General features: G+C 59.2%; 20 protein-coding genes and 2 pseudogenes. 12 read left to right on the top strand and 10 right to left on the bottom strand.

What is annotated here, in order from left to right:
• The first annotated feature begins 2 nt into the window (after positions 1-2).
• Entirely contained in the window at positions 3-1,874 is a 1,872-nt protein-coding gene (locus ACFXS9_RS20615; protein WP_392691591.1) for a P-loop NTPase fold protein, read from the top strand.
• Here the strand turns inward: ACFXS9_RS20615 and ACFXS9_RS20610 are convergent.
• The 4 genes from ACFXS9_RS20610 to ACFXS9_RS20595 all read right to left on the bottom strand — a co-directional run bounded on the left by ACFXS9_RS20610 (position 1,787) and on the right by ACFXS9_RS20595 (position 6,211).
• Entirely contained in the window at positions 1,787-2,332 is a 546-nt protein-coding gene (locus tag ACFXS9_RS20610; RefSeq protein ID WP_392691588.1) for an IS3 family transposase, read from the bottom strand. The two genes, ACFXS9_RS20615 and ACFXS9_RS20610, sit on opposite strands and share 88 nt — an antisense overlap.
• A gap of 33 nt (positions 2,333-2,365) precedes the next feature.
• Positions 2,366-3,733: an IS110 family transposase gene (locus ACFXS9_RS20605; RefSeq protein WP_392699888.1), complete on the bottom strand. Its 1,368-nt coding sequence runs from the start codon at positions 3,731-3,733 to the stop codon at positions 2,366-2,368.
• Between the two features lie 684 nt (positions 3,734-4,417).
• Complete coding sequence (locus ACFXS9_RS20600) at positions 4,418-5,650, bottom strand: Fic family protein (RefSeq protein WP_392691586.1); 1,233 nt, start codon at positions 5,648-5,650, stop codon at positions 4,418-4,420.
• Positions 5,651-6,058: 408 nt separating this feature from the next.
• Positions 6,059-6,211, bottom strand: coding sequence for a hypothetical protein (locus ACFXS9_RS20595; protein WP_392691583.1), 153 nt, complete (start codon positions 6,209-6,211; stop codon positions 6,059-6,061).
• A gap of 43 nt (positions 6,212-6,254) precedes the next feature.
• Here ACFXS9_RS20595 and ACFXS9_RS20590 point away from each other — a divergent pair, with 43 nt between their 5' ends.
• On the top strand, positions 6,255-6,686 hold the full coding sequence (locus ACFXS9_RS20590) for a hotdog domain-containing protein (RefSeq protein WP_392691581.1): 432 nt from the start codon (positions 6,255-6,257) through the stop codon (positions 6,684-6,686).
• 94 nt (positions 6,687-6,780) lie between these two features.
• On the opposite strand, the gene ACFXS9_RS20585 is transcribed toward ACFXS9_RS20590, so the two are convergent.
• From ACFXS9_RS20585 to ACFXS9_RS20570, 4 genes are read right to left on the bottom strand one after another with little or no spacing between them, the layout of a single operon-like run.
• Positions 6,781-7,452: a DNA-binding protein gene (locus ACFXS9_RS20585; RefSeq protein ID WP_108522608.1), complete on the bottom strand. Its 672-nt coding sequence runs from the start codon at positions 7,450-7,452 to the stop codon at positions 6,781-6,783.
• Positions 7,427-8,182, bottom strand: coding sequence for an ImmA/IrrE family metallo-endopeptidase (locus ACFXS9_RS20580; RefSeq protein ID WP_392691578.1), 756 nt, complete (start codon positions 8,180-8,182; stop codon positions 7,427-7,429). Before ACFXS9_RS20580 ends, ACFXS9_RS20585 begins: the two co-directional genes overlap by 26 nt.
• A 44-nt stretch (positions 8,183-8,226) precedes the next feature.
• Positions 8,227-8,616: a helix-turn-helix transcriptional regulator gene (locus ACFXS9_RS20575; RefSeq protein WP_392691575.1), complete on the bottom strand. Its 390-nt coding sequence runs from the start codon at positions 8,614-8,616 to the stop codon at positions 8,227-8,229.
• Positions 8,609-9,988, bottom strand: a complete 1,380-nt coding sequence (locus ACFXS9_RS20570; protein WP_392691572.1) for a 7-cyano-7-deazaguanine synthase — start codon at positions 9,986-9,988, stop codon at positions 8,609-8,611. The genes ACFXS9_RS20575 and ACFXS9_RS20570 overlap by 8 nt, the downstream gene beginning before the upstream one ends.
• A gap of 425 nt (positions 9,989-10,413) precedes the next feature.
• Between ACFXS9_RS20570 and ACFXS9_RS20565 the strand changes: the two genes are divergently transcribed.
• The 7 genes from ACFXS9_RS20565 to ACFXS9_RS20535 all read left to right on the top strand — a co-directional run bounded on the left by ACFXS9_RS20565 (position 10,414) and on the right by ACFXS9_RS20535 (position 18,107).
• A complete protein-coding gene (locus tag ACFXS9_RS20565; RefSeq protein WP_057841659.1) occupies positions 10,414-11,226 on the top strand; it encodes a type IV toxin-antitoxin system AbiEi family antitoxin in 813 nt (270 codons plus the stop codon).
• Positions 11,226-12,266, top strand: a complete 1,041-nt coding sequence (locus tag ACFXS9_RS20560; protein ID WP_108522606.1) for a nucleotidyl transferase AbiEii/AbiGii toxin family protein — start codon at positions 11,226-11,228, stop codon at positions 12,264-12,266. Before ACFXS9_RS20565 ends, ACFXS9_RS20560 begins: the two co-directional genes overlap by 1 nt.
• Positions 12,267-12,307: 41 nt before the next feature.
• Positions 12,308-13,336, top strand: coding sequence for a transposase (locus tag ACFXS9_RS20555; protein ID WP_392691570.1), 1,029 nt, complete (start codon positions 12,308-12,310; stop codon positions 13,334-13,336).
• 518 nt (positions 13,337-13,854) lie between these two features.
• Positions 13,855-14,172 carry a DUF6894 family protein gene (locus tag ACFXS9_RS20550; protein ID WP_057841911.1) on the top strand — a complete coding sequence of 106 codons (318 nt, stop codon included), beginning with the start codon at positions 13,855-13,857 and terminating at the stop codon, positions 14,170-14,172.
• 642 nt (positions 14,173-14,814) lie between these two features.
• On the top strand, positions 14,815-15,903 hold the full coding sequence (locus ACFXS9_RS20545; RefSeq protein ID WP_392691567.1) for a hypothetical protein: 1,089 nt from the start codon (positions 14,815-14,817) through the stop codon (positions 15,901-15,903).
• 78 nt (positions 15,904-15,981) lie between these two features.
• Positions 15,982-17,058, top strand: a complete 1,077-nt coding sequence (locus ACFXS9_RS20540; RefSeq protein ID WP_392691565.1) for a trypsin-like serine peptidase — start codon at positions 15,982-15,984, stop codon at positions 17,056-17,058.
• Positions 17,049-18,107, top strand: a complete 1,059-nt coding sequence (locus ACFXS9_RS20535) for a DNA/RNA non-specific endonuclease (protein WP_392691563.1) — start codon at positions 17,049-17,051, stop codon at positions 18,105-18,107. Before ACFXS9_RS20540 ends, ACFXS9_RS20535 begins: the two co-directional genes overlap by 10 nt.
• 486 nt (positions 18,108-18,593) lie before the next feature.
• Here ACFXS9_RS20535 and ACFXS9_RS20530 read toward each other — a convergent pair.
• Positions 18,594-18,971, bottom strand: a pseudogene (locus tag ACFXS9_RS20530) (transposase); the annotation flags it as partial.
• An 84-nt stretch (positions 18,972-19,055) separates the two neighbouring features.
• Here ACFXS9_RS20530 and tnpA point away from each other — a divergent pair.
• The 3 genes and pseudogenes from tnpA to tnpC all read left to right on the top strand — a co-directional run bounded on the left by tnpA (position 19,056) and on the right by tnpC (position 20,784).
• Positions 19,056-19,517 carry an IS66-like element accessory protein TnpA gene (tnpA, locus tag ACFXS9_RS20525; protein WP_392691560.1) on the top strand — a complete coding sequence of 154 codons (462 nt, stop codon included), beginning with the start codon at positions 19,056-19,058 and terminating at the stop codon, positions 19,515-19,517.
• Positions 19,514-19,785, top strand: a pseudogene (tnpB, locus tag ACFXS9_RS20520) (IS66 family insertion sequence element accessory protein TnpB); the annotation flags it as partial. The gene tnpA and the pseudogene tnpB, both read left to right, overlap by 4 nt.
• A 75-nt stretch (positions 19,786-19,860) precedes the next feature.
• The gene (gene tnpC / locus ACFXS9_RS20515) at positions 19,861-20,784 is read left to right on the top strand and encodes an IS66 family transposase (RefSeq protein ID WP_392699886.1); all 924 of its coding nucleotides are present in this window, start codon (positions 19,861-19,863) and stop codon (positions 20,782-20,784) included.
• Positions 20,785-20,891: 107 nt separating this feature from the next.
• Here the strand turns inward: tnpC and ACFXS9_RS20510 are convergent, their stop codons facing one another.
• Complete coding sequence (locus ACFXS9_RS20510; RefSeq protein WP_392691557.1) at positions 20,892-21,866, bottom strand: site-specific integrase; 975 nt, start codon at positions 21,864-21,866, stop codon at positions 20,892-20,894.
• Between the last annotated feature and the right edge of the window lie 14 nt (positions 21,867-21,880).

Genomic DNA, 21,880 nt, shown 5'->3' with positions numbered 1-21,880 from the left:
TCATGCGGCCTAATTCATATCGACAGCACGGATGTGGGAACGACACTAACCGCGACTTTCTAAATTTTACCGGCGTCTCTGACACGGTTGCTGAAATCATCGTTCAGGCTCAGGGCAAACCGATCTCCATTGGAGTTTCTGGTGCGTGGGGCGCTGGCAAGTCCTCAATGATCAGACTCGTTCGCGCTGGGCTCGAACAGCGCGCCGAGGGCAAGCGGTCAGATTTCATTTTTGTTGAGTTCAACGCTTGGCTTTATCAAGGATACGACGACGCGCGCGCGGCATTGATGGAAGTTATCGCGACAGCGCTCGCAAAAGAAGCCGAACAACGCAGGACCGGGCTCGAAAAAGCCAAAGAGCTGCTGCAACGCGTGAATTGGTTTCGCGCCGTGAAACTTGGCGCAGGATCGGCCTTAGCGCTTTCGCTCGGCCTACCGCCGACAGGAATACTTAATAAAGCCATCGAACTCGGGAAAAAAATTGCGACCGGAAATGCTGGCGCTGACGACATCGCTAAGGCCGAAGGCACGGTAACCGATGCCGCCAGCAAGGCATCGGGCCTGATCAAGCCACGCACCGAGTCCTCGCCGCCTAAAGAAATTCATGCGATCCGCAAATCCTTCGAGGAAACCCTCGAAGTAATGGGCACGAAGCTTATTGTGCTGATTGATGATTTGGACCGCTGCCTTCCGCAAACGACGATATCAACGTTGGAGGCCGTTTGCCTTTTCTTGTTCCTGGAAAACACGGCGTTTGTCATTGCCGCCGATGACTCTGTCATACGTCACGCTGTCCGCCGTCACTTCGATGGGATCGTCGATGAAGGCTTGGTGACAAGTTACTTCGATAAGCTCATCCAAGTTCCTATTCGCGTTCCGCCCCTGGGGACACAGGAAGTAAGGGCGTATTTGATGTTGCTTTTTGTAGAGAACAGCACAGGCCTCAACGCGGATGAGAAAGAGGCCGTCCGCAAAAAAGTCTGCGAGCAACTCAGCCAGAGCTGGCGCGGCAAGCGCGTTGATCGCGCGTTCATGCAAACCGTTCACACAAGTTTGCCAGCCGATCTCGTGGCCCGGTTCAACACGGCTGATAGGCTTGCGCCACTGATGACATCGGCTACGCAGACTGCGGGCAATCCTCGTCTTATCAAGCGCTTCCTCAATGCGCTTTCCATTCGCATGTCCATCTCAAAATCGCACGGCGTCGGGGTTGATGAGGCCGCACTGGCCAAAATGCTGCTATTCGAGCGCTGTGCCGATCCGGCGGCGTATGCCAGCCTTGTGAGCGCTGTCACAGCCGATCCAAACGGAAAGCCGCAACTTCTCGCGCCGTGGGAGAGTGCAGCCCATGCCGGAGAGACCATCGATCTTGAGAAGCCGTGGGACGATCCATTCGTCCGAGAGTGGTGGTCCATTGAGCCCCGGCTGGCTGATATGGACTTTCGCGAGATTCTGTACGTTGGCCGCGAGCATGCGCCGCTCATCTCGCCGGAAGATCGCTTGTCTTCGGAAGCGGCAGAGCTTTTAGGCGCTCTGCTTGAACACCCCGACATGGCGTCGCAACTGAATGAGCGCTTGCTCAAGCTGCCGCGCACGGAAACGGCAATTGTCATGGACCGCGTCCTGAGCAAAGCTATTCAGGAGCAGTCTTGGGGGACGCCCCCAATTCTCGATGCCGCGCTCGCCGTTGTCGCGGCAGACCCTTCGCAAGGTGCCCGCGTCGGTACGTTCTTGCGCGAACGTCCGCCCGCTCAAATCACACCCAGCCTTGTCCCGAAGATTGCGGATCAACCTTGGGCGAAAGATCTGTTTGTGCATTGGCGCACTGCAGGGGTCGACGGCACGGTGAAGCGCGCGACGATCCTGCGGCTGTAGAGGTCCATGACGGCAGCCAGATAGAGCCAGCCCTGACCGGTCTCAATGTAAGTGATATCGGCGAGCCAGATCCGGTTCGGCGCGGCGGCGGTGAAGTTCCGATCGAGCAGGTTTGGGGCGATCGGGAAGTCGTGGCGACTGTCGGTGGTCCGCACCCGACGCGGCTGCGCCATGATAGCCCGAACGCCGTGACGGCGCATCAGCCGCTCGATGCGGCCGCGGCTCACCCCACGGCCCTGAGCCTTCAGCTCGATATGGATACGCGGGCTGCCATAGCGTCCACGGGTTTCGTGATGGACCCGCTTGATGTCGTCGACGAGTTCGCGGTTGGCGGCAGATCGCCGGCTCTCCCGGCGCGAGCGCCAAGCATAATAGCCGGCCGGCGAGACCCCAAGCACGTCGCACAGGATCGTCACCGGGTAGTCGGCGCGGCGATCTTCGATGAAGCGGAATCTCATGTCCGAACTCCAGCAAAGATCGCGATCGACTTCCTAAGAAACAGCCGGATTGGTGTCCCCCGAAATGGCCTGCAACACGAAGCCCAGCGATTTGGCCCGGCGCTGAAGGTTGGCAAGGACACGGCTGCGATATTGTTCTTCATAATAGTCGACCCCCGGATCCTTGTAGCTCATGCCATGCCGGAGTGCGTTGTAGAACAGAACCGCAGTCTTGCGGGCGGTCGCCGTCACGGCCTTCGACTTGCCCGCGCGCGAGGCTAGCCGCCGATAGAATGTTCCGAGCGCCGTATCGCTCCGCCCGACGGTTGTGGCTGCCAACCGCAACAGTGCTGCTGCCCGACTGGAAGATCTCCGTGTGCGCGAGGACAACACCTTACCGCCGGAGATTTTGTTGCCTGGTGCAAGGCACAGCCAGGAAGTGAAGTGCTTTGCGCTCGGCCATGCCTGCAGATCTGTGCCGCACTCACCGATGAGCTTCAATGCCAGCGATGGGCCCAACCCATGAATCTCAGTCAGATCGATGCCGAGCACACCGTACAGCGCGGTCCTGACATCGAAGGTAGGCGTGTTGACCTGCTTGGTCTTGATGCGTGGCTTAGATGGCTTTCCGGCCGGTCTTTCGCCTCTATTGTTTAGGGCCGCGATCAGGACCTCGAGCTTGCGGTCGCAGTCGAGCAACTTCGCCTGGTAGACGTCGTAGAGTTCCAGCGATTGGGTCAGCGCGAAGACATGTTCGTGCCGGTCGTTGCCCACAAGTGCCGCCCGGATCGTCTCGATGGATGAATGGTATCGCACGTCCCGATAGGTTGCCAAGACGTCAGGATTCCGCTCGCCTGCAACAATGGCTCGGATGATCCGCATGCCGGTCGCGCCCGTGATATCGGAGACCACATGATGGAGTTGCAGATTCATCTCCATCAGGGCCTTCTGCAAATGCTGGATATGGGCCGCGGCATATTCCACCAGCCGCTCCCGTTGGCGCAGATACGCGCGCAGAGTTGCAATCTCGGCATCAGGTCGGAAGCTGCCACGTAACAGGCCATAGGAATGAAGCTCGCGTAACCACGCGGCATCGCTGACATCGGTCTTGCGCCCGGGCACGTTCTTGGCGTACCGCGCATTGACAAAAATCACATCAAACCCGCGCTGCTCCAGGATCTCGTAGACGGGGATCCAATAGACCCCAGTGGATTCCATCGCGACGCTCTTCACGCCGCAGGCTTTGAACCAGTCCGCCAGATCATGCAGGTCTCGCGTAAATGTGCCGAAGGAGCGCACAGGCACGTCGGTGGAAGCGGGATTAACCGCAGCCATGTGCATCTTTGATCCGATGTCGATTGCGGCGGCCCCAACGTTGACCGGCTTTAGTTCCGGTCGGTCGCCGGTCGTCCTCTTGGGCATGGCAATCCTCCAATCAATGATGAGTAGGAGGGTCTGGGCTATGCCAATCGTCATCTTCCTAATCGGGATCTCGCCAGGGCGACGTCACCACTCTCAAGTTCGCATACACCCATGGACCATGTTTTTTAACGGGGTTTGTGCCTCCAATGATCGAACGGCCGCTACCCTCCCAGCCGCAGAGGATAGCACAAGGCTGTTTCTAGGCCGCACAGGCGCGCCACGGTGCTGGACAGTTTTCTAAAATGTCGCGCTCCATGCGCAGCCGCTCGTTCTCTCGCTGCAAACGGGCGATCTCTGCCGCGTGGTCCGCCGACGGCAGCGTCGCCTGCGTTGTGGGGCGCCGCGCCGCCGCCGTCGGCTCCCGCCCACCCCCACGTCGTTCCACCCAACGCCGCAACACGGAATCGCAGGCCAAGTTCCTTGGCGACCGATCCGATCGAGCGGCCGCTCGAAGCCACCAGATCGACCGCTTGCCGCTTGTAATCGTCCGTAAACGACCGACGTTGACGTCCTTCCATCCGACACCTCCTGACTCATCGAGCCTACTACAGGTGTCCATCAATTCGGAGGAGGTTCAGCCTGTCGCAGGGCAGATCAGCTTCGATCACGGCAAGCGCGACTATTAGCATCGCGGCTTTCCGTTTAATCGGGTTCACGCTAACGGCCGCGCATGGTCATTATCCATCACGGCCACTTCGGGCTCGCCTTCGCGGCGTCGTCAGGCTCCGATTCATCGGGAAGGATCGGTTGTTCACCGAAAGGACGGTTGATGATGTTCAGCGCATCATTCGCGGCGTAGACGCGATTGCGCGAGTAGCCCGTCCGTTCGGCGAGAATGCCAGCCTCCTCCAACTGTGCGATAGCCTGGTGCGCTTGCGGCGGGCTGATCTCGAGGAGTTCTCCGAGCCGTTTGGCGGTTAGGACCGGGTAATGGGGAAGCTCGTCGAGCGCGCGCGCGGCCGCCGATCCCTTTCGGAATTTGCGACGGCCCCTCCACAGTTCTGACAGTTCGGACAGAGCCGAGCGCGTTTTCATGAGCTCTTCGACGGTGCCGGTCACGGCCTCTGCCATAAAGATTATGATAGGCTGCCAGTCGAGGCGCTGCTGCGCATCCTTCAAGGAAGCGTAGTACGCGCCCTTCTTCGCCTCGATGTATGGAGATAGATAAAGGGGGACGTGCTTCTCGGCAGCCATCATCAGTGGAAGAAGAAGACGACCGACGCGGCCGTTGCCATCGCGGAACGGGTGGACCGCCTCGAAATGGGCATGCGCGATGGCCATTCGCGTAATGAAACCCTGGGTCATCTGCTGCATTCCCTCGTTGCGGAGGTAGTCGACTGTCTGAGCGAGGCAAGCCGGCACCTCATCGGGTGGCGGCGGATTTAGGCTTGAATAGGCGATGTTGCCGCCCCCTCCGATCCACACCACGCGCGTGCGGAGTTCGCCCGGAACGTCCTGGTAATCGGGATCATCTTTCATGACGGCGCGATGGAGACTCTTCAGGAGATCGATCGTGAAGACGCCATCTCCGTCCTTCGCCGCCAATGGGATGAAATCGTCAAGAGCCACAGCGTAGTTGCGGACCTGGCGCGCGGCATCCTTTGCGTCGTCGCCGCCGGTCTCCTCGACCGAAAGGAGTTCATCGAGCGTACTTTGGGTGCCCTCGATCGAGGACGAACTGACCGCCTCCCGTCGGGTCAGGATTCGGCTGACAATGTAGGGGTCATTCATCTGAGTCGCGATTGCGTCTATTTTCCCGAGCGCGCCCTGGGCATTGTCCAAGGCCTTCATCGCTTGGATAACTGAGACCCCGTGCTCTGGAGGAGGTGGTGGGATGATACCGTAGTGCGCCTCATACGGGTGCGGGAGCCGTTTCAGGGTCTCCCGGATTGTGTGGCTGAGATCGCTGCGCTTCATGGCAAAGCCTAGTTTGGAGCCTGCTTTGGTATTTATAATTAGGGTTTCTTATAAAAACCATAACAAAATCTGCTTTTTTGGCGATCCCCTTAGGGTTCCCCGAGATCTTGGGGAACCGGAAAACAAGCGAGCTGGTCGTCTCAGTGGTCTCAGCTCTGCCGTGCCATCCTAAATGCGGACAAGCCGCTTTCAGCGTAGCGAAGGGAACTGAGACCTCCGGCTCCGCGATCAATCATCCGACTTCATCATCTGAGCGGCAGGCCGGCAGGCCGACATCGCGGGCGCACCGCTACCCTTCGCGGCAGGGAAATGAGTCGAAGCGCCGGCGCACGTCGCAGGAAGAAGAGGAGCTGAAAGCTCATCGGCGATAATCGACCGGGCCTGGTCGCCGGGTCATAGGTTCAAATCCTATCCCGCAACCACCGATGCTTGCGATAAAATAGAGTCCCAGCCTCCGAAGGGAAGCCGGGGGTTCTTCTTGCCCGCCGCAAACCGCAGGATCGCAGCGAGGTCGCCGCGTAGCGCAATCGCGAGTTCTTCCGTCTCGAGCACGAGTGTCACCTGATTGACCAACGTCCGGAAAACCTCCGCAGCTTCGGCCTCGATGTCTGCAGCGCGGTGCCTGCCGTATTCGGGCGACCGGTTCAGCTTCCGGCAAGCGCAGGATTTTAGCGCTTGCTCAAAAAATCACGCGAATTTTCTGCGTTTCATGGAGCGCGGCAGAACGAATTACTTGCGCCGCTCGGCACCAATCAGCAAGCGCTGCTCGAGGAAACGCGGAACGACGCCCCGGGCTTCCGCCTTCGTTGTCCGTTCGATGACGATCGACTTTCTAAAACCGGCAGTCTTGGACGACCTCCTTGACATTGTCACGGTCCCGCAAGAGGTGAGAGGCGCGTCGATTGGCTTGCTGCAGGAGTGCAGGCGCGGGAACGATCTGTTGGTCTCGGCGCGCGTACGGGTCGCGTTTATCTCGGGCGGAAAAGCGCAGCGCATCCCGAAGGCTCTGAGGCTCGCTATGGAAGAGCACAGGTAAACCTGCGTTTCGTTCACGCTTTAACGCTCCCGCGACCCAATGAAATCAATGCGTTGGCGTTCTGTTGCGACATCGTCAAGTCAGAGTTCGCCGTTCACTTTAGATTCGGGAGCTTCGCGCTGTCGGCAGAATTTACAGCGGCGGCCCCAGAGCGCTCGTCGAAAATTCGCTCTCGATACCCAGGGAGGCAAGTGCAATCGCGTGAACGCTCCATCCCTATAAGTGCGATAACGCCTTCCACTCTTTCTAATGGAATTCGCATGCGCCCGTCGCGAAGAGCGAGATACATCGCTTCGATGACAGGTTGGTCGCCGAGGACCGCGATGGCCGTTGGATGACGTAAGATGTCTAACGACCAGCCTGGATTTCGCGTTTTCAATAGCGCGCTTGCGCGGCTTCGTCCGCGCCGTTCATCGATAACCGGCAGGAAAAATCTTGCTGCCGCGATGGCGATCGTTGCAGCTTCGCCGTCGTCAAGGGAGGGCGAGGTAGACGTGAGTTCATGAAAAATCTCGTACTCGGCGTCGGTCATAGTGGCGAGCGTTACGATTCCACGCGTCACGAGATCAAACAGAAAGCGGTGCTCGCCGTTTTGCCGGCTCGTCTCGTGCTCCAGCTCTCCAGCCACGATCTCGGACACGACGACATCATTGGGAATGGACGCGAGGATGCGCTCGCCATATTTGCAAGCGTGAAGGTTGATCAGAACACTTGTGTCGAGAATCAGCGGATCCGCGATATCAATCAGGGAGCTTGTGCAACTCATCCGTGTCTCTTTCCTCAAGCTCGATCTGGTCGATAACGGCGCGAAGCTCCACTCGGCCCACCCTCAGCAGCTCCGCCAATTGTCCTTCCGACATGAGCTCGCGCTTCCAGGCGGCATGCGCCATCAGGCTCAGGCGGTGGGAGATGGGTCGGTCCGCGTCGCTCTTTGCGGGATCGCGGCGATCGGCCATTTCGCCGAGGACCTCTCGGACATTGTCATCGGTGATGCCGCCGTTGTTTTCGAACCATGCCCAAGTGCCTTTCTTGGCAAGGCCCAATTCCTCGAGCCGCAGCCCGCAGGCTTGGCGCGAGATATTATATTGCTGGGCTAGGAGAATGATCAGGCGCCGGGTCGTTTTGCCGGTGATCTCCTTCAGTTGGCGGAAGCTTTCCGAGAAGCTCTCGGCTGGCGTCAGGAATGCACGGCCAAACACGTTGGCATAGCGTTCATCGCGTGAGAGGAACTTCTCATCGTCTTCGAGCACTTCGGGAAGCCGACGGGTACCATAGAAGTGGCCGACCTCATGCGCCGCGGACTGGATGCGCCGCGGCAATGGGTGGTTGGCGTTTAGAAGTATGCAGGCGCCGACACTTTCATCGTAGGTGAAGAGGCCAGCAACCTTTGAACTGGATGAGAGACGACGCTGATACAATCGGATGCCAAGACCCAGTTCGATGACCGAGAAGATGTCGGCGATCGGCCCCGGACCGAGACCCAGCCAGTCGCGCAATTCCTTGGCATGCTTTTCTGCGAGGGCCGCAACGTCGCCCTCGTTTATACCGTGTTCCGGGGGTAATTTCGACGTCGCTGGATGCCGAGGATATTCTCCATTTCAACGTCCGCTTTAATCAGGTCGTTGAATAGCTGAACGGCTTCAGTGGTGTGCGCGTCCTCCGTCTCCCGCAACTTGCGGAACCGAGGCATCAGATCGGTATGCACTGCCTCGCGGCGGAGGAGGGCGTTGACGGATACGCCGTAGTGGCGCGCGAGCGTCTGGATTTCCTGGATGCGCACACGGCGCACGCCCTTCTCGATGGATACAAGGGTGGGGCGGGACATGCCGATGACCTGGGCCGCGTCATCCTGGCGGACGTCTGCGTTCTCCCGTGCTATCCGCAGGCGGCGTCCTATTTCCTGTGCGCTCAGCTCATTCAGATCAGCCATTGCGCCCTCCATCCATCCAGCTTTTCAAAAAGCTTTGATCTCCTTGCGCGGACAAAAATGCCCGCCATTCCTCGGCATGAGTTACCAACATCGTCCTCAGTTTCTTCAGAGTGTCTTCGTAGTTTTCCGCTATCGCAGCTGAGATTTGCGAGGCGTGAACGCGAATGTTCTCGTCAGGCAAGCCGCTCATGTCCGCGAGATGCTGCAGGTGACGCGCACCGACGCTTCCGTATTCGACCATGATGTCCCGATCAGCCTTTTGGGGTATGACCGACAAGGCATCGGCCGCGTCAGAAGCGGCAAGGTCGGACACGATATACGTACCAGGCGCCTCGTTAACGCCAGCGGCATGCAGGCTGAGGCGTCTCAGCAAGCAAGCCGCGCACAGGCCACACTGCTTCCTACCGCCTACATTGACGACCCGGCGCGTTTGCCAACAGGAATGGGTACTCGTCAGATGCTGTTCGGACTTTCCGGTCATGTCCAGAAACGCGCGCAACGTCTGACCTTTCGTCGACCAGAGGCGTGGCTGCTCAAACCGCACTCGGTAGCCCAGCACTGCCTTGATGAAGCGCTCCATCTTCCGAAAGAACGTCGGATGGTTGCGATAGTCGGCGTAGATGTTGTGCAGCGGGAGAAGTACCGGCCCAAGCGCGCCCTGGCCGCTCTCCGGAACAATGACGCGCGTCACGTTTGAGAGCTGTGCAGCAATCGCCGTCACCGCCGCAAACTGAAATCCCCGCGAGCGGAAGCTGCTTTCGTTCCCGCGATATCCCTTCACCTTGAAGGGAATCTGCATGAAATAACTATCCCCGTTTTTGCGCCGCTGGCGATTGCCCGCGACCCGGATACACAGTGCCTCAGCCTCGCTCCCGCTCAGAGCGGAGACGGCACGCGGATCCAAACCATCGCTGTAAGCGACGGCGAAGGTCTTGGCCTTGCCGAAGTCCAACGGCATCTGCCGCGTGCCGATCGGCGAGAGGTTCTTTGCCTGGACAAAGGTCAATCGCCATGCGTCGCCGGTCAGGTGGTTCAAGACGCCGTGCAGGGTCTTCAGAACCTCCGGCTTCTGCCAGGCCTTAAGGTCGATGACTGGGATCGCCACATCGAAGGTTCGGCGCCAGCCCAACGGACGCTTCCAACGCCGGTCAGCGAACTCGATGGCGGCGCAGAGAACAAGCATATCGTAGTGCAGCGGCTCGAAGCCCTTTACGTCAAAGCTATCCAGAACCGCCGGATTAAAGTAAATGTGACGGCCGACCTCCGCGATCACAGCACCCTTCGGGAGGGTGCGGCGGCTGCGCTTCTGTCCCTTCTCGATAACGATCAAGCGCTTTTCTTGCATCGGTGAGTATTTCGGATTGGCGCTCACTCTTCGGGCCCCTCATCTACGCCGGCTTTCTTGCCGACATGGGAGGCGGCCATGAGCGATGGACCATTCAGAAATGCGGAGTTGCCCAGCAGCTGGAAGCGTTATGGCCAAGACCTGGTCAGCGACGCCACGAGCCGTGAGGAGCGAACGACGCAGGCGTGCCACAAAATCTGACAATGTCAATATCTAGTGTAAATTATATGACATCGGAGATCCGTCTAAGGAAACCGCTTAATTCGTCTGATGCGGTCCTTTCGCGGGGCGGTTTGTTCTAGAAGTGCGCCGGAAGGGGTAATTTTTAGCCCATACGGCGCGTTTTCGCCATCAAAGGGACGGTCGATCGGCCCTTTTCTCAGGAAGACTTGTTGACAAATTTGCATCAGACTGGCTATTTATTACCCGCCTTGGCGCAGAATTGAAGACTTATGCAACCCCGCCAGCACAAAACGGCCAGCTTCCTGTCGGCTCATCCGGTCTTCACCCGGGCTGAGTTCGCGGCGGCCTTCGGCCATCCGGCGAGCGCGGCCAATGTCACCAGCCTGCTTAGGCATCACCTGCGCGCTGGCAACATTAAGCGGGTCAGTCGCGAGGTGTTTGCCGCAGTGCCGGCCCACATGGCGGCGGAGCGGATGGTGATCGACCGCTTCGCCGCGGCGAGCAAGCTGCGTCCCGATGGGGTCCTGGGATTTCACTCAGCCCTTGAGCTGCACGGCATAGCCTATTCCGAGTTCAACGAGGTTCAGCTTATCAGCGCCGGACGGACCGAGCGCGTGGACCTGCCATTTGGTGCTTGCCGCTTCGTCACGCCGGCGAAGGCGTTGGCGGCGACAGGCAAGGCCAACTACCTGACCGCGACTATGGACCGGCAGGGAGTGACGGTCCGCGTGACGGCGGTCGAACGCACGGTCGTCGATGTCCTACATCGGCCAGAACTCGCGGGCGGCGGCGAGGAAGTTCTGAAGTCGCTGGATCTGGTGCGCTATCTCGATCCGGCGAAGGTCGCCGACTATGTCGAGCTGCTGGATAATCGGTCGCTCGCCTCGGTTTCCGGCTGGTGGCTCGAGAAGCGGCGCGCCGCGCTCGGCGTCTCCGACGATGTCCTGGCGCGCCTGCGAACACGGCTTCCACGATCAAAGCATTATGCGCTGGGTGCGGAACCCGGTCATGCGGTGCTCGTCGAGCCATGGCGCGTGCTTCTCCCAGCGCAGGCGGTCGACGCCGCCTTTGAAGGCGTTTGATGGTCGCGTCGCGAGAAACGCTTCAGGACATCGCGGCCGAGCGGCAGCTCCAGCCCGCGACGCTGGAGCGTGTGATCCGGCTGATCGACATTCTCGATGCCTTCGGCGCCGACACGCTGATCGGGCCGCGCGTCGCCTTGAAGGGCGGCACGGCACTCAACGTCTTTCATTCCGATCTGGACCGCCTCTCTGTCGATATCGACGTCAACTATGTCGGCGCGGTCGACAAGGAACAGATGGACGCCGACCGCCCGGGATTGGAAGACCGGATCGAGCGCTTGATGGAATCGAAAGGGTACGTCGCGCGGCGTGAGCCGTCCGAGCACGCTGGCGGCAAATGGATTTATCGCTACGCCTCTGCGCTGGGCGGCGCGGGGACCATCGAGATCGATATCAATTATCTCTACCGCGGCCCGCTCTACGGCGTGGATCGCATGCCATCGGTGGCAATCGGATCCTACCAGGCCACGAATGTTCCGGTCCTGGATATCCACGAGATCGTCGCCGGCAAGATGGTCGCGCTGATCACGCGGCGCACCGCGCGCGATCTGTTCGACGCCCACCGGATCATCGCCATGCCGTCTCTCGACTGGGCGAAGATCAAGGCGGCCACCTTGATGATCGGTGCGAGCGCCAAGAGCTTCGACTGGCGCACAGCCTCGCCCGAGGAGATCGGATGCGAGGTCGGCGACATTACCGGCAAGCTGACCATGTGCCTGCACGATCGGTATTTCGACAGCTTTGGCGGCCCAGCAGCTTGGATCGAGAGCGTCACGACCGAATGCCGGGAGAAGCTCGCGCCGCTGTTTAAGTTCACAGCAGGGGAGGGCGCATTTTTGGATGCCGTGCTGGACCGGGGTGAGATCGCCGCGTCTTCTCTGGAGGTGCCAGCAAACGTGCGCGCCTCGATAGAAGCCAGTCCGGCCCTGCGGTGGAAAGCGCAGAATGTCAAAGCTTGGAAATCTGGCGACAAGTTGCTGGCGCCACGTACAAGACGAGCAGCGCGGCCACGTGGAGAGACTAGGAGCCTGTCTGAGTAGTGACTGGTCAAGAGGGAGCGAGTCTGATTCCTTGCGCAGCCATGAGCAAGGAATTTCGCCCCTGGAAGATCGACGAGGCCCAGCTTCTGCCGCCGAGCGTGCAGGATTATGTGCCGAGGGACCACGTTTCGCGGCTGATCGTGTCGCTGGTCAGGGAAAGCCTTGATCTATCGGCGATCATAGGCAGCTACCGAAGCGGGCTGGGGCAGCCGCCGTTCGATCCTCGGATGCTGACGGCGCTGCTTCTGCACGGCTACGCGAGCGGCATCTACTCGTCGCGGCGGATCGCCAGGGCGGCGGTGGAGCGGGCGGATTTCATGATGATCGTGGCGGGCGATGCGCCGGACTTCAGCACGATCTCAGAGTTCCGGCGGCGGCACCTGAAGGCGCTGGCCGACCTGTTCGTGCAGGTGTTGAAGCTGGCCGAGAAGGCCGGGTTGGTGAAGCTCGGGCACGTTGCGCTCGATGGCACCAAGATCAAGGCGAACGCGTCCAAGCACAAGGCGATGAGCTATGATCGCATGAAGAAGCGGGAAGCGGAGCTTGCAGCGGAGGTCGACCGCTGGCTCAAGGCGGCGGAGGCCGCCGATGCGCAGGAGGATAAGCTCTACGGCGACAAGCGCGGCGACGAGATGCCCGATTGGGTGGCCGACAAGCAGAAGCGGCTTGAGAAGATCCGCGAGGCCAAGGCCGCGCTGGAGGCCGAAGCCAAGGCCGCAGCCGAGGCGGAGCGCAAGGCGCGGGCCGAAGCCGAGGAGCGCCGCATCGCCGAAGGGGGCAAAAAGAACGGCAAGACGTCCGCGCCGCCGAACACGGAGCCCGACGGCAAGGCGCAACGCAATTTCACCGACCCGGAAAGCCGCATCCTGAAGACCAAGGACGGTTACATCCAGGGCTACAACGCCCAGGCCGCGGTCGATGGTGCCCATCAGATCATCGTGGCGCAGACACTGATCGTCGCACTTGAGAACTATCGAAATTGGTATTCACCAGTGGCGATTGCGTATCTGCAGTACCGCTTGGGTATCGATGTAGTCGGTTTCTTCGATGAACTTCAGCGCGAAATATGAGAATTTCGCCTGATATATGCGGTGCCCAGGAGAAATCGGCTACTTTTTCTTCTTCATGACGAGGTAAGTTTTCGTTTGTGGGCGGTGCCCGATCGAAGGGCTCGGTCGGTCTCCCGGATGTAGGCTCAAGCCGAATGAGCGCACGCAGCAACAACTTTATGTTGGATGCCGAGCTGGATGCTGCCAGTGAGAGTCAAGCTCTTCGCGCCCCATCCTTAGCTGCCGCAAGATTGGCGGATCACGATGATCTTGCAGCGGAACTCCACCTGTGCACGCACAGTGAGTCAGCGACTCCGGAGTTCCAGTACCCGGGTGGGGCCCAAAGAAGATGCGCGATTGCCACGAACGCTTTGAGTATCGCCCAGCAGCGACAAGCTGCGCCGTCTGTGACGGAAAGTTTGGCATGATCAGATACTACTCATGGCGGGCGACGCTGTGCTCCAAGAAGTGCCTGGACCGCTTCAAGGCACGCCGGGAACGAGACCGCCGCTGGCTGTTTCGATTTGAGGCGGTGGGCCATGCAGCAGCACCTCAAATGCGGCAGCAAGATCGATCTGGAGCTGCAAGATCTGTTCGACGGCACGACTCGTGAATCGCCGATGAAGAGGTACTATTTTGATATCCGCGACGGCAGCCACTTCATCCGCGATGATGAAGGTGCGGAGCTGCCGAACATCGATTCTGCTCGGGAAGAGGCGACCACTGCACTCTCGGAGATGGCCCGCGAATGGGTCAGAGGCAGGCCGCAGCACCGCATATCAGTTGAAGTTCGCGATGATCATGGCCCTATTTTGGAGGCGAGCTTTAGCTTTGTGATGAAACCGTGCGCGACGTGAAAGCCATCGGTTGGGATCGAAATGCAATTTTCGACGCCGATTGACAGCCGAAATCGCGGGTCATCAGGCGTTTTCACACAACCAAGACCTACAGCAGACATCAATCAACAAACGCTTCAGGCGCTTTCAAAGCTGGATTTCACGGACAAGGACGAATCCTTCGTCGAGCAGACATTCGTCACGCTTCTGTTCGAATGCCTATTCGCCACAGGTTAATAGCATCGATCCACTCTTTTTCTGGCTCACTACTCCGGTGTGCGGCCTGTATCAAGGAGTAAGAATTTTGCTTAACCTGGTTGGGTTGAACAATTTATAGTGGTAACGGGTCGGGGGACACCGTAATGATTTTTAGAGGTGCCGATGCGCGCAAGCGGATTGCGGCGGACTCCGTTGACGCCGTCAAGCGGGGACACGGCATATCCTGTACCGTCGGTCCACGTCACCGCTCAGGAGGCAAGATAGATCGATCCCGTCGCCGCGCATTCTGACAGCGATGTTGTGCACTGGCTGAGTATGCAGTCGCCAAGCGCAGATTGGTCCGGTAGACGCTGAACCAGCGTTAAAGCATCTGTAGCGAAACTTGTAATCTTCTCGTCATAGTTGTATCCTTAAAATGCGATTTTGGATTCGAGGGGCTCGTCCATGAAGACGATCGCGCTTATTGCTTTGTGGCTTCTTGGCTTGTCGGCTTCCTCCCTCGCGCAAGGCATCAATTGCGGTGCAAAAGGGCCTGATCCGAAGCCGAGTGAGATCAAGCTCATTTCGTGGAATATCGCCGAATTAGCGACGGCAGTGAGGGTCTATGATCGTCCGCTCCGTTCGGAAGATGAATTCAAGGACTTGCGGCTCTATCGTGAATGCAGCGACGGCCACGTCTACGCCATGCAGGAGATCGCGAGCCTTCGCGCGCTCGCGCGCGTTTTCCCGCCATCCCAGTACATTCTCTGCATTTCCGGGCAGACCGTTGCGGACCAGCGTGGCCTGGCGCCCAATTATCCTTTCAACCAGCTTTCGGATATCAAGCCGCAGTGCGTAACCGACCCGACCTCAGCCGTGAGTACTCTGCCGCGCGAACTCACCAATCCTGCCAGGCAGTATGTTGCTTTAGCAATCAAGCGATCTTCTGGCGTTTCACTCGCAGATACGAGGGACGTCGTGGATCTTGGGCCAAAAGACCCGGCAACTGACCACCAGACCCGGTGGGGGCTCGACATTACCTTGAACAAAAATGGCGCTCTTTTGCGGCTACTCGTCGTGCACATGAAGTCTCGCTGCAACGAAGATCCCATCGAAGAACCTTCAGATAACGACCACTGTCCAGCGCTCTTTCGTCAGCTGCAACCGCTTAAATCCTGGATAAGGGCAGCGCATCAGGGCGGTGGGCCGGTTATCGTTGCCGGAGACTTCAATCGCAGGTTCGACCGCGAAAGCCCTGAGATAAAGACGACTGATATGTGGGATGTGATGTCTGGCGCGTCCACGTCGAGCCCTGACGATGACGTGAAACTTACCCATATCCCTAAGAACAAGGAGTTCAAGTGCTGGCCTACCGAGCCCGCCAGCCAACGCTTTTCGATAGATTTCTTTGTCTTGAATGAGAAGGCCGCTGCCCTTTCGGACGCGGGATCATACTGGAAATGGCGATACGGCAAAGACATTGAAGAGGAAACGCCGCGTTCCCGTTGGCCCAGTGATCATTGCCAGATTCAACTGAACCTTAAGTTTCCATGATTGACGCGAAGTGCCGTTTGAAGCCGAGCCACGGGCCGGTTTGTGTTGTTTCTAAAGATCTAATTTTACGGGGAACGTATGCAGATTGATACTGAAGTAGTCGCCACGACGACCGCGCGAGTCGACTCGAAGCGCGATGAACTCAAGGCACCTGCGGCAAAGCCTGATCTTCCGAAGGATCGGGCGGATCGCGTCACTCGGTACATCAATGAAAACCGGACGCCCGATGACATCGCCGCCCTAGAGCGCGCGATGGGAACGAATGACCTATTGAGCCTACACTACTTCTGGGCAGGCATTCGTGCGGCCCGTTCTGTTGGTTGCATCAAAATACCACCGTCGCCGGGTGATCGCGGAGGGTCTGCTACTGGCTTCATGATCGCCCCCACACTCCTGCTAACTAATTGGCATGTTTTTAAGATGCCGGAAGTAGCAGGCCGCTCGCGTGTCCAGTTCGCATACGAGTCGGACCCCCTTGGAAATGACCGAATCCCCACCTGGTTTTCCTTCGCTCCTGACAAGTTCTTCTTCAACAACAAGGATCTCGATTACTGCGTCGTGGCGGTCGATCCTCTTTCAAAGCAAGGGGCGGAAGAGCTGGCGAGTTTCGGATGGCTTCGCCTGAATCCTCAACTCGGCAAGGCGGACTACGGCCAGTTTCTTTCCATCGTTCAGCATCCCGGAGGCCAGAGCAAGCAGATAGCCATTCGTGAAAATAAACTATTGCCCTTCGATGACACTGAAGACTTTCTCACCTACCAGAGCGATACCTTCCGAGGCTCGTCAGGCTCGCCAGTGTTCAACGATCTTTGGGATGTCGTTGCCCTACACCACTCGGGAAAGCCGCTGAAAGATAGCCAAGGTCGCTACATCGGCCACGACGGCCAGCCCATTACCGACCATAAGCCGCTGGAGCACGAGATCAAATGGATAGCAAACGAAGGCGTCAGGACCAGCCGGCTCGTAGCTGACATCAGGAAACAGGCTGCTCGTCATGATCTCCTGCCGGTGCTTGAGGCGGCTATCCAAGGAACGATCAAGCCAACTGCAGCCGAACTCGAAATCGACGTGGAGCCGTCAGCACGGCCTACTTTCGCTCCGCAGCTCATTCCAGCAAGCCTGCCGAGTGAGGATTCTCACTCGTCTTGCCACTAAACGTCTCGCTCAAGGTTGAAAGCCTTTCGAATCCTCCTTCTATCCGCTCGTTGATCCCGGAAGTAAAGCCATTGGCTGCTCCGGCCATTGTCGCAAGTGCTGAGCCTGACGAGTTGTTGCTGGAGAAGCTTAACTTCGACACCGACTATAGCGATCGACAAGGCTACGACGAAAACTTCCTCGGCCGCGACCGTATTGCGGAATTCCCGACCATAGAGAGCGAAGACCCGAAGCTGATTGCTCCCTTGCGGGGCCGCGCCGGCAAGGTGCTTCACTACCATCACTACTCGTGCATGATGCATGCACAACGGAGAATGCCGGTGCTTTCGGCCTGCAATACCGATTACAGCAAAGGCCAGAGGAAGATTAAGGGCCGCGAAACCTTTGGAAAGGACGAGTGGATAACCGATAGCCGCATGGACGAAAAGTACCAGCTGCCGAAAGGCTTCTATGATCGGTGGAAGAGGCTCGATTTTGGCCATCTCGTGAGGCGAGATGATAACTGTTGGGGTGCTTCAAAGACAGAGATTGAGTACGCGAATTCAGACACGTTTCACCTGACGAACTGCACGCCCCAGCACGAAGCATTTAATCGCGATAAGTTTGGTTTCCACGGCTTGTGGGGGCGGCTCGAAAATCACATTAGCAGGCAAGCATCCTCCGATAGGACGCTGGCACGCCTGTCGATCTTTGCTGGTCCAATTTTCACGATGCGGGATCTGAAACTTGAAGACGAGGAGGCAGGCAACGTTTATGTGCCGCTATCCTATTGGAAGGTAGTCGTTGCACCGACCAGGAGCGGCAGCATCAGGGCGTTCGGCTTCGTCACATCGCAAAAGCAGGAGCTAGCTGACGATTCACCTTTTGAGGAATTCTCGCCAGAAGGCTTCGAAGACGAGCAAGCGACATTGGCGGAAATCGAAAGACGCACTGTTGTCCGGTTTAGTGCGACGTTGAAAGCGGCCGGCGTCATGAATGACCGGTTCGTGCAGGAGGAGGAGCTTATGCCCCTCTCGTCATTCGAAGATGTCTGGATGGGGAAGAAATAACTGCGGGAATGGAGGCTCATGCTCGATGGCCGCGGTGCTTGGAATGACAGACGTGTGATCGAGTGGCATGCCCCGTTGCTTGAGCTATCGCAAGGATCAGGGCAGGGAGTTCGCGAACTATGCGTGTACGACGCTGGTCTTTTGGGTGCTGGCAGGACCTTCTGGGAACGAAGCTGGTCAATCTTCGTTCTACTGGTGGGCCGGTGAAAGCGAATCCCGCTGGCCTGCAAGTTTTGGTCTTCTTTGATGGCGCGAAGAAAGGCGCACCGCCACAAGTCGAGATCGCCCGATCATGAAGTCGAGATCGCCCGATCATGAATGGGACCTAAAATGTCGGATATCGCCGATACTCTCGTTCAAACATTCACTAGACTACTTTCCGGCGCAAAATTCGCGCTTCTAACCAGACTGGTCAACCGCGCGGACAACGACAAGGCCCCGCCAGGGCTGGCGGGGCCTTGAGAGGCCAGATTGAGTTGGGACGGACTACGGTTGGCGTGACTGGTTTTCCATCGCGCGTCCGATATTGATGAGGTTGTCGGCGACGACGCCGAGGCCGACCCAGCGTTTCATTCCGATGCTGCCCTTGTAGCGGCAGCGATCGAGCCCGTGTCGCCGTTTGACGACGCTGATACGTCCCTCGCATCCGGTTCGCCATTTCTGACCGTTACGGAACCAGCGATTTTTCTGCTCACGCTTGCGCTCGGCGCTCTTGGTCGAGCGATTGGGAATGCAGACGCGTTTGACGCCTCTGTCTTTTGCTGCAGCTTCGTTCCTGGCGGAGTAAAATCCAGCATCCGCCGCCACCAGGCGTGGCGTGCGTCCGAGTTTTGCCTCGTGGGTTTCGATGGCCGGGATCAATAGTAACCGGCATGAGGCCCCCACCTCGCCATCGCGAGGTTCGCCTGCGATACAGCCTGGCAAGAGCTGATCGGTGGAGGTGATGCGATGGCAAATGCCATGCTTGATGTCAGGCAGGAAGGTGACTCTTATCGTCGCGTCGAGGTGATCACTGGGGAGCGCCGACGGCGACGGTGGACTGGCGAGGAGAAGGCCCGGATCGCGGCGGAGAGCTTTGAGGAAGGTGCGAACATCTCCGAGGTGGCGCGGCGCAATGGCGTTTCCCGCGGGCTGCTCACGGTGTGGCGACGCCAGGTTGCGGCGGCAGTGGCCGGCAAGGCGCCGAACTTCGTGCCGATCCAAATTGGCGCCGGAAGCGGTGGCGGGACAGCTGGCGAGTCCGAACGTATTTCGGCGGCACAAACGACGCCTTTGGAGATCGCCGCGCCGCCGGCCAAGCCCTGCGGGGTGATCGAGATCGAGCTGAGTGGGGCGCGCATCCGGATTGAGCCGGGCGTGGAGCTGACGACACTTTCGACGGTTCTGTCAGCGCTTCGGGGCATCCGGTGATTGCACTACGCTCCGACCTCAAGGTGGTGCTTGCGGCGCAGCCAGTCGACTTTCGCAAGTCGGTCCACACGCTGTCGGCGCTGGTGAGCGAAGCGCTCCGTGCGAACCCGTATTGTGGCGACGTCTTCGTGTTCCGCAGCAAACGCATGACAGAGTGAAGCTTTTGGCGTGGGACGGCAGCGGCATGGTGCTGGTGACGAAGTGGTTGCACCAGGGGCGTTTCACCTGGCCGCCGATCCGCGATGGTGTGGTGCATCTAAGTGCGCGTCTCACCCAAGCCTGTGAAGCAGCCGGCCGTTGTTGGCTGAGAGGTGAGGATTTCGCTGGAGCATGGAGTGGGCGCATGTATCGTCTGATCATGGCGATTCGCCCCGATGCTCTCCCGACCGATCCGGCGGCTCTGACCGAGATGGTGCTCGCGCTTGACGTCGAGAACGAGAAGCTGCGCGTGGCGATGCAGGCGCTCAAGGAGATGATCTTCGGGAAGCGCTCGGAGCGGCTTGCCACGCTCGTGGCCGAGCAACTCGCGCTTGAGCTTGACGATCTTGAGACCGGCGCCACCCCGCCTGCGGCTGCCAACGACGATGCGGCTGCGGCGAAGCCGTCTGATAAGCCGCGCAAGAAGGCGCGCCGCAACATCGGCGCGCTGCCCAAGCACCTGCCGCGCTGTGAACAGGTGCTGGAGCCGGAGGCGACCGCCTGCCCGTGCTGCCAGGGCAAGCTCCACAAGATCGGCGAGGACGTCAGCGAGGTACTGGACATCATCCCGGCGATCTTGCGGGTGCTGCGGACGATCCGTCCCAAATACGCCTGCCGCGGCTGCACCGACGGTGTGGTCCAGGCGAAGGTGCTGCCGCGCCTGATTGAGAGTGGCATGGTGTTGACGGCCCTGGTGAGCCACGTGGTGGTCTCGAAGTTCGCCTGGTATTTGCCGCTGCACCGGCAGGTGCAGATTTTGGCCGGCCAGGGCGTCCATCTTGGCCGGTCGACGCTTGCCGGCTGGGTGAAGCGTGCGGCCTGGTGGCTCAAGAGCCTTTATGAACTTCAGCTGCGGACGATCCAGGCCGCGCCGCGCGTGTTCTGCGACGAGACGCCGATGCCGGTGCTCGATCCCGGGCGACATCGCCCCCGCATCTGCCAGTTCTGGGCGCATGCCATGGATGACCGCCCCTGGGGCGGGCCTGCGCCACCGGCGGTTGCCTACGTATTCGCCGACGGCCGGGGCACCGAGGAGATCGCCGCACAATTGACGGGCTTTTCCGGCTAATGCTCACCTCTCCATTAGCCGGATAATCGCGAGGTGGCGGTAATGTGAAGGAACGCCGCCGGATGCGGGATTGATACTGTTTTTGATTGACGTTCCTTCGCATTATTTCAGAGCGTGTCGAGCCAGGCGAGCAGGCTCGTATCCCGCTTCCATGACGGAGGATGTCGTGCCGATTCCGGAGCACTGACCTGTTCCAGCGCCTTTCGCTTCGTTTCCAGATTGGCCCTGGCATAGTGATTGGTGGTGCCGAGGCTCACATGACCAAGCCAGCTACGGATAACGGTGACGTCGACACCCGCCGAGACGAGGTGTACGGCGGTGGCATGTCGGAAGCTGTGCGGCGTCACATGCTTAGTCCGCAACGTTGGCGTGGTTTCGGCTGCTGCCTTCACATAGGCCGCAAGCTTGAACCGAACGCCGGATGCGCTGAGCGGCTCGCCATAGCGGTTGACGAACAGCCGCTGGTCCAGTGCACGCGGCTGTCGCTCCAGCAGCTTTTTCAGCAACAGCACGGTTTCCGGCCAGAGTGGGCAGATGCGTTCCTTGCGGCCCTTGCCGGTAAGACGAACGCAACTTGGGCTATCGAAGCGGATCGCCCCGGGACACAGATCGAGAGCCTCCTGTATCCGTGCCCCGCTGTTGTAGAGGAACGACAGCAGTGCGTGATCGCGTATGCCTTCGAGTGTGGAGCGGTTTGGCTGGGCAAGGATCGCTGCTACCTCCGCAGGGTCCAGATAACAGGGTTCCGACACCGGCGCCCGCTTGACTGGGATGTGAAGGATTTCCACGCACTGAGCGATCGATGCGGGGTCCTTGGTTGCGACGAAGTTGAAGAAGCTGCGGATCGCGGCAAGCCTGCAGTTGCGCGTGCCGATTGTACCGCCGCGGTCGTGCTCGGCGTGACCGAGGAAGGCAGCCACCCCGTCGGCAGTCAGATCGGCCAGTGTGATCACCGCCACCTTCTTTTCCGCGCGTTGTGCGGCGAACCGCAGGAACAGCCGCCAAGTGTCACGATAGGACCGGACGGTGTGGATCGATGCATTGCGTTGCTCGACGAGCCATTCGTAGAAGAACGCACGCATCAAATCCGGAACGC

The sequence above is a fragment of the Bradyrhizobium sp. RDI18 genome (assembly GCF_043203335.1).
In the GTDB taxonomy this organism is placed as follows: domain Bacteria; phylum Pseudomonadota; class Alphaproteobacteria; order Rhizobiales; family Xanthobacteraceae; genus Bradyrhizobium; species Bradyrhizobium retamae.
This window is presented reverse-complemented; position numbering and strand designations above follow the sequence as displayed.

What these genes read in the sequence shown, in the direction of transcription:
- ACFXS9_RS20545 (WP_392691567.1), top strand. Translation starts at nt 14,815, where the DNA reads ATGAAGACGATCGCGCTTATTGCTTTGTGGCTTCTTGGCTTGTCGGCT.
- ACFXS9_RS20560 (WP_108522606.1), top strand. Translation starts at nt 11,226, where the DNA reads ATGGTCGCGTCGCGAGAAACGCTTCAGGACATCGCGGCCGAGCGGCAG.
- tnpC (WP_392699886.1), top strand. Translation starts at nt 19,861, where the DNA reads ATGTATCGTCTGATCATGGCGATTCGCCCCGATGCTCTCCCGACCGAT.
- ACFXS9_RS20510 (WP_392691557.1), bottom strand. Translation starts at nt 21,866, where the DNA reads ATGCGTGCGTTCTTCTACGAATGGCTCGTCGAGCAACGCAATGCATCG.
- ACFXS9_RS20575 (WP_392691575.1), bottom strand. Translation starts at nt 8,616, where the DNA reads ATGGCTGATCTGAATGAGCTGAGCGCACAGGAAATAGGACGCCGCCTG.
- ACFXS9_RS20585 (WP_108522608.1), bottom strand. Translation starts at nt 7,452, where the DNA reads ATGAGTTGCACAAGCTCCCTGATTGATATCGCGGATCCGCTGATTCTC.
- ACFXS9_RS20555 (WP_392691570.1), top strand. Translation starts at nt 12,308, where the DNA reads ATGAGCAAGGAATTTCGCCCCTGGAAGATCGACGAGGCCCAGCTTCTG.
- ACFXS9_RS20615 (WP_392691591.1), top strand. Translation starts at nt 3, where the DNA reads ATGCGGCCTAATTCATATCGACAGCACGGATGTGGGAACGACACTAAC.
- ACFXS9_RS20540 (WP_392691565.1), top strand. Translation starts at nt 15,982, where the DNA reads ATGCAGATTGATACTGAAGTAGTCGCCACGACGACCGCGCGAGTCGAC.
- ACFXS9_RS20605 (WP_392699888.1), bottom strand. Translation starts at nt 3,733, where the DNA reads ATGCCCAAGAGGACGACCGGCGACCGACCGGAACTAAAGCCGGTCAAC.
- ACFXS9_RS20610 (WP_392691588.1), bottom strand. Translation starts at nt 2,332, where the DNA reads ATGAGATTCCGCTTCATCGAAGATCGCCGCGCCGACTACCCGGTGACG.
- tnpA (WP_392691560.1), top strand. Translation starts at nt 19,056, where the DNA reads ATGGCAAATGCCATGCTTGATGTCAGGCAGGAAGGTGACTCTTATCGT.
- ACFXS9_RS20550 (WP_057841911.1), top strand. Translation starts at nt 13,855, where the DNA reads ATGCAGCAGCACCTCAAATGCGGCAGCAAGATCGATCTGGAGCTGCAA.
- ACFXS9_RS20565 (WP_057841659.1), top strand. Translation starts at nt 10,414, where the DNA reads ATGCAACCCCGCCAGCACAAAACGGCCAGCTTCCTGTCGGCTCATCCG.
- ACFXS9_RS20600 (WP_392691586.1), bottom strand. Translation starts at nt 5,650, where the DNA reads ATGAAGCGCAGCGATCTCAGCCACACAATCCGGGAGACCCTGAAACGG.
- ACFXS9_RS20590 (WP_392691581.1), top strand. Translation starts at nt 6,255, where the DNA reads ATGTCTGCAGCGCGGTGCCTGCCGTATTCGGGCGACCGGTTCAGCTTC.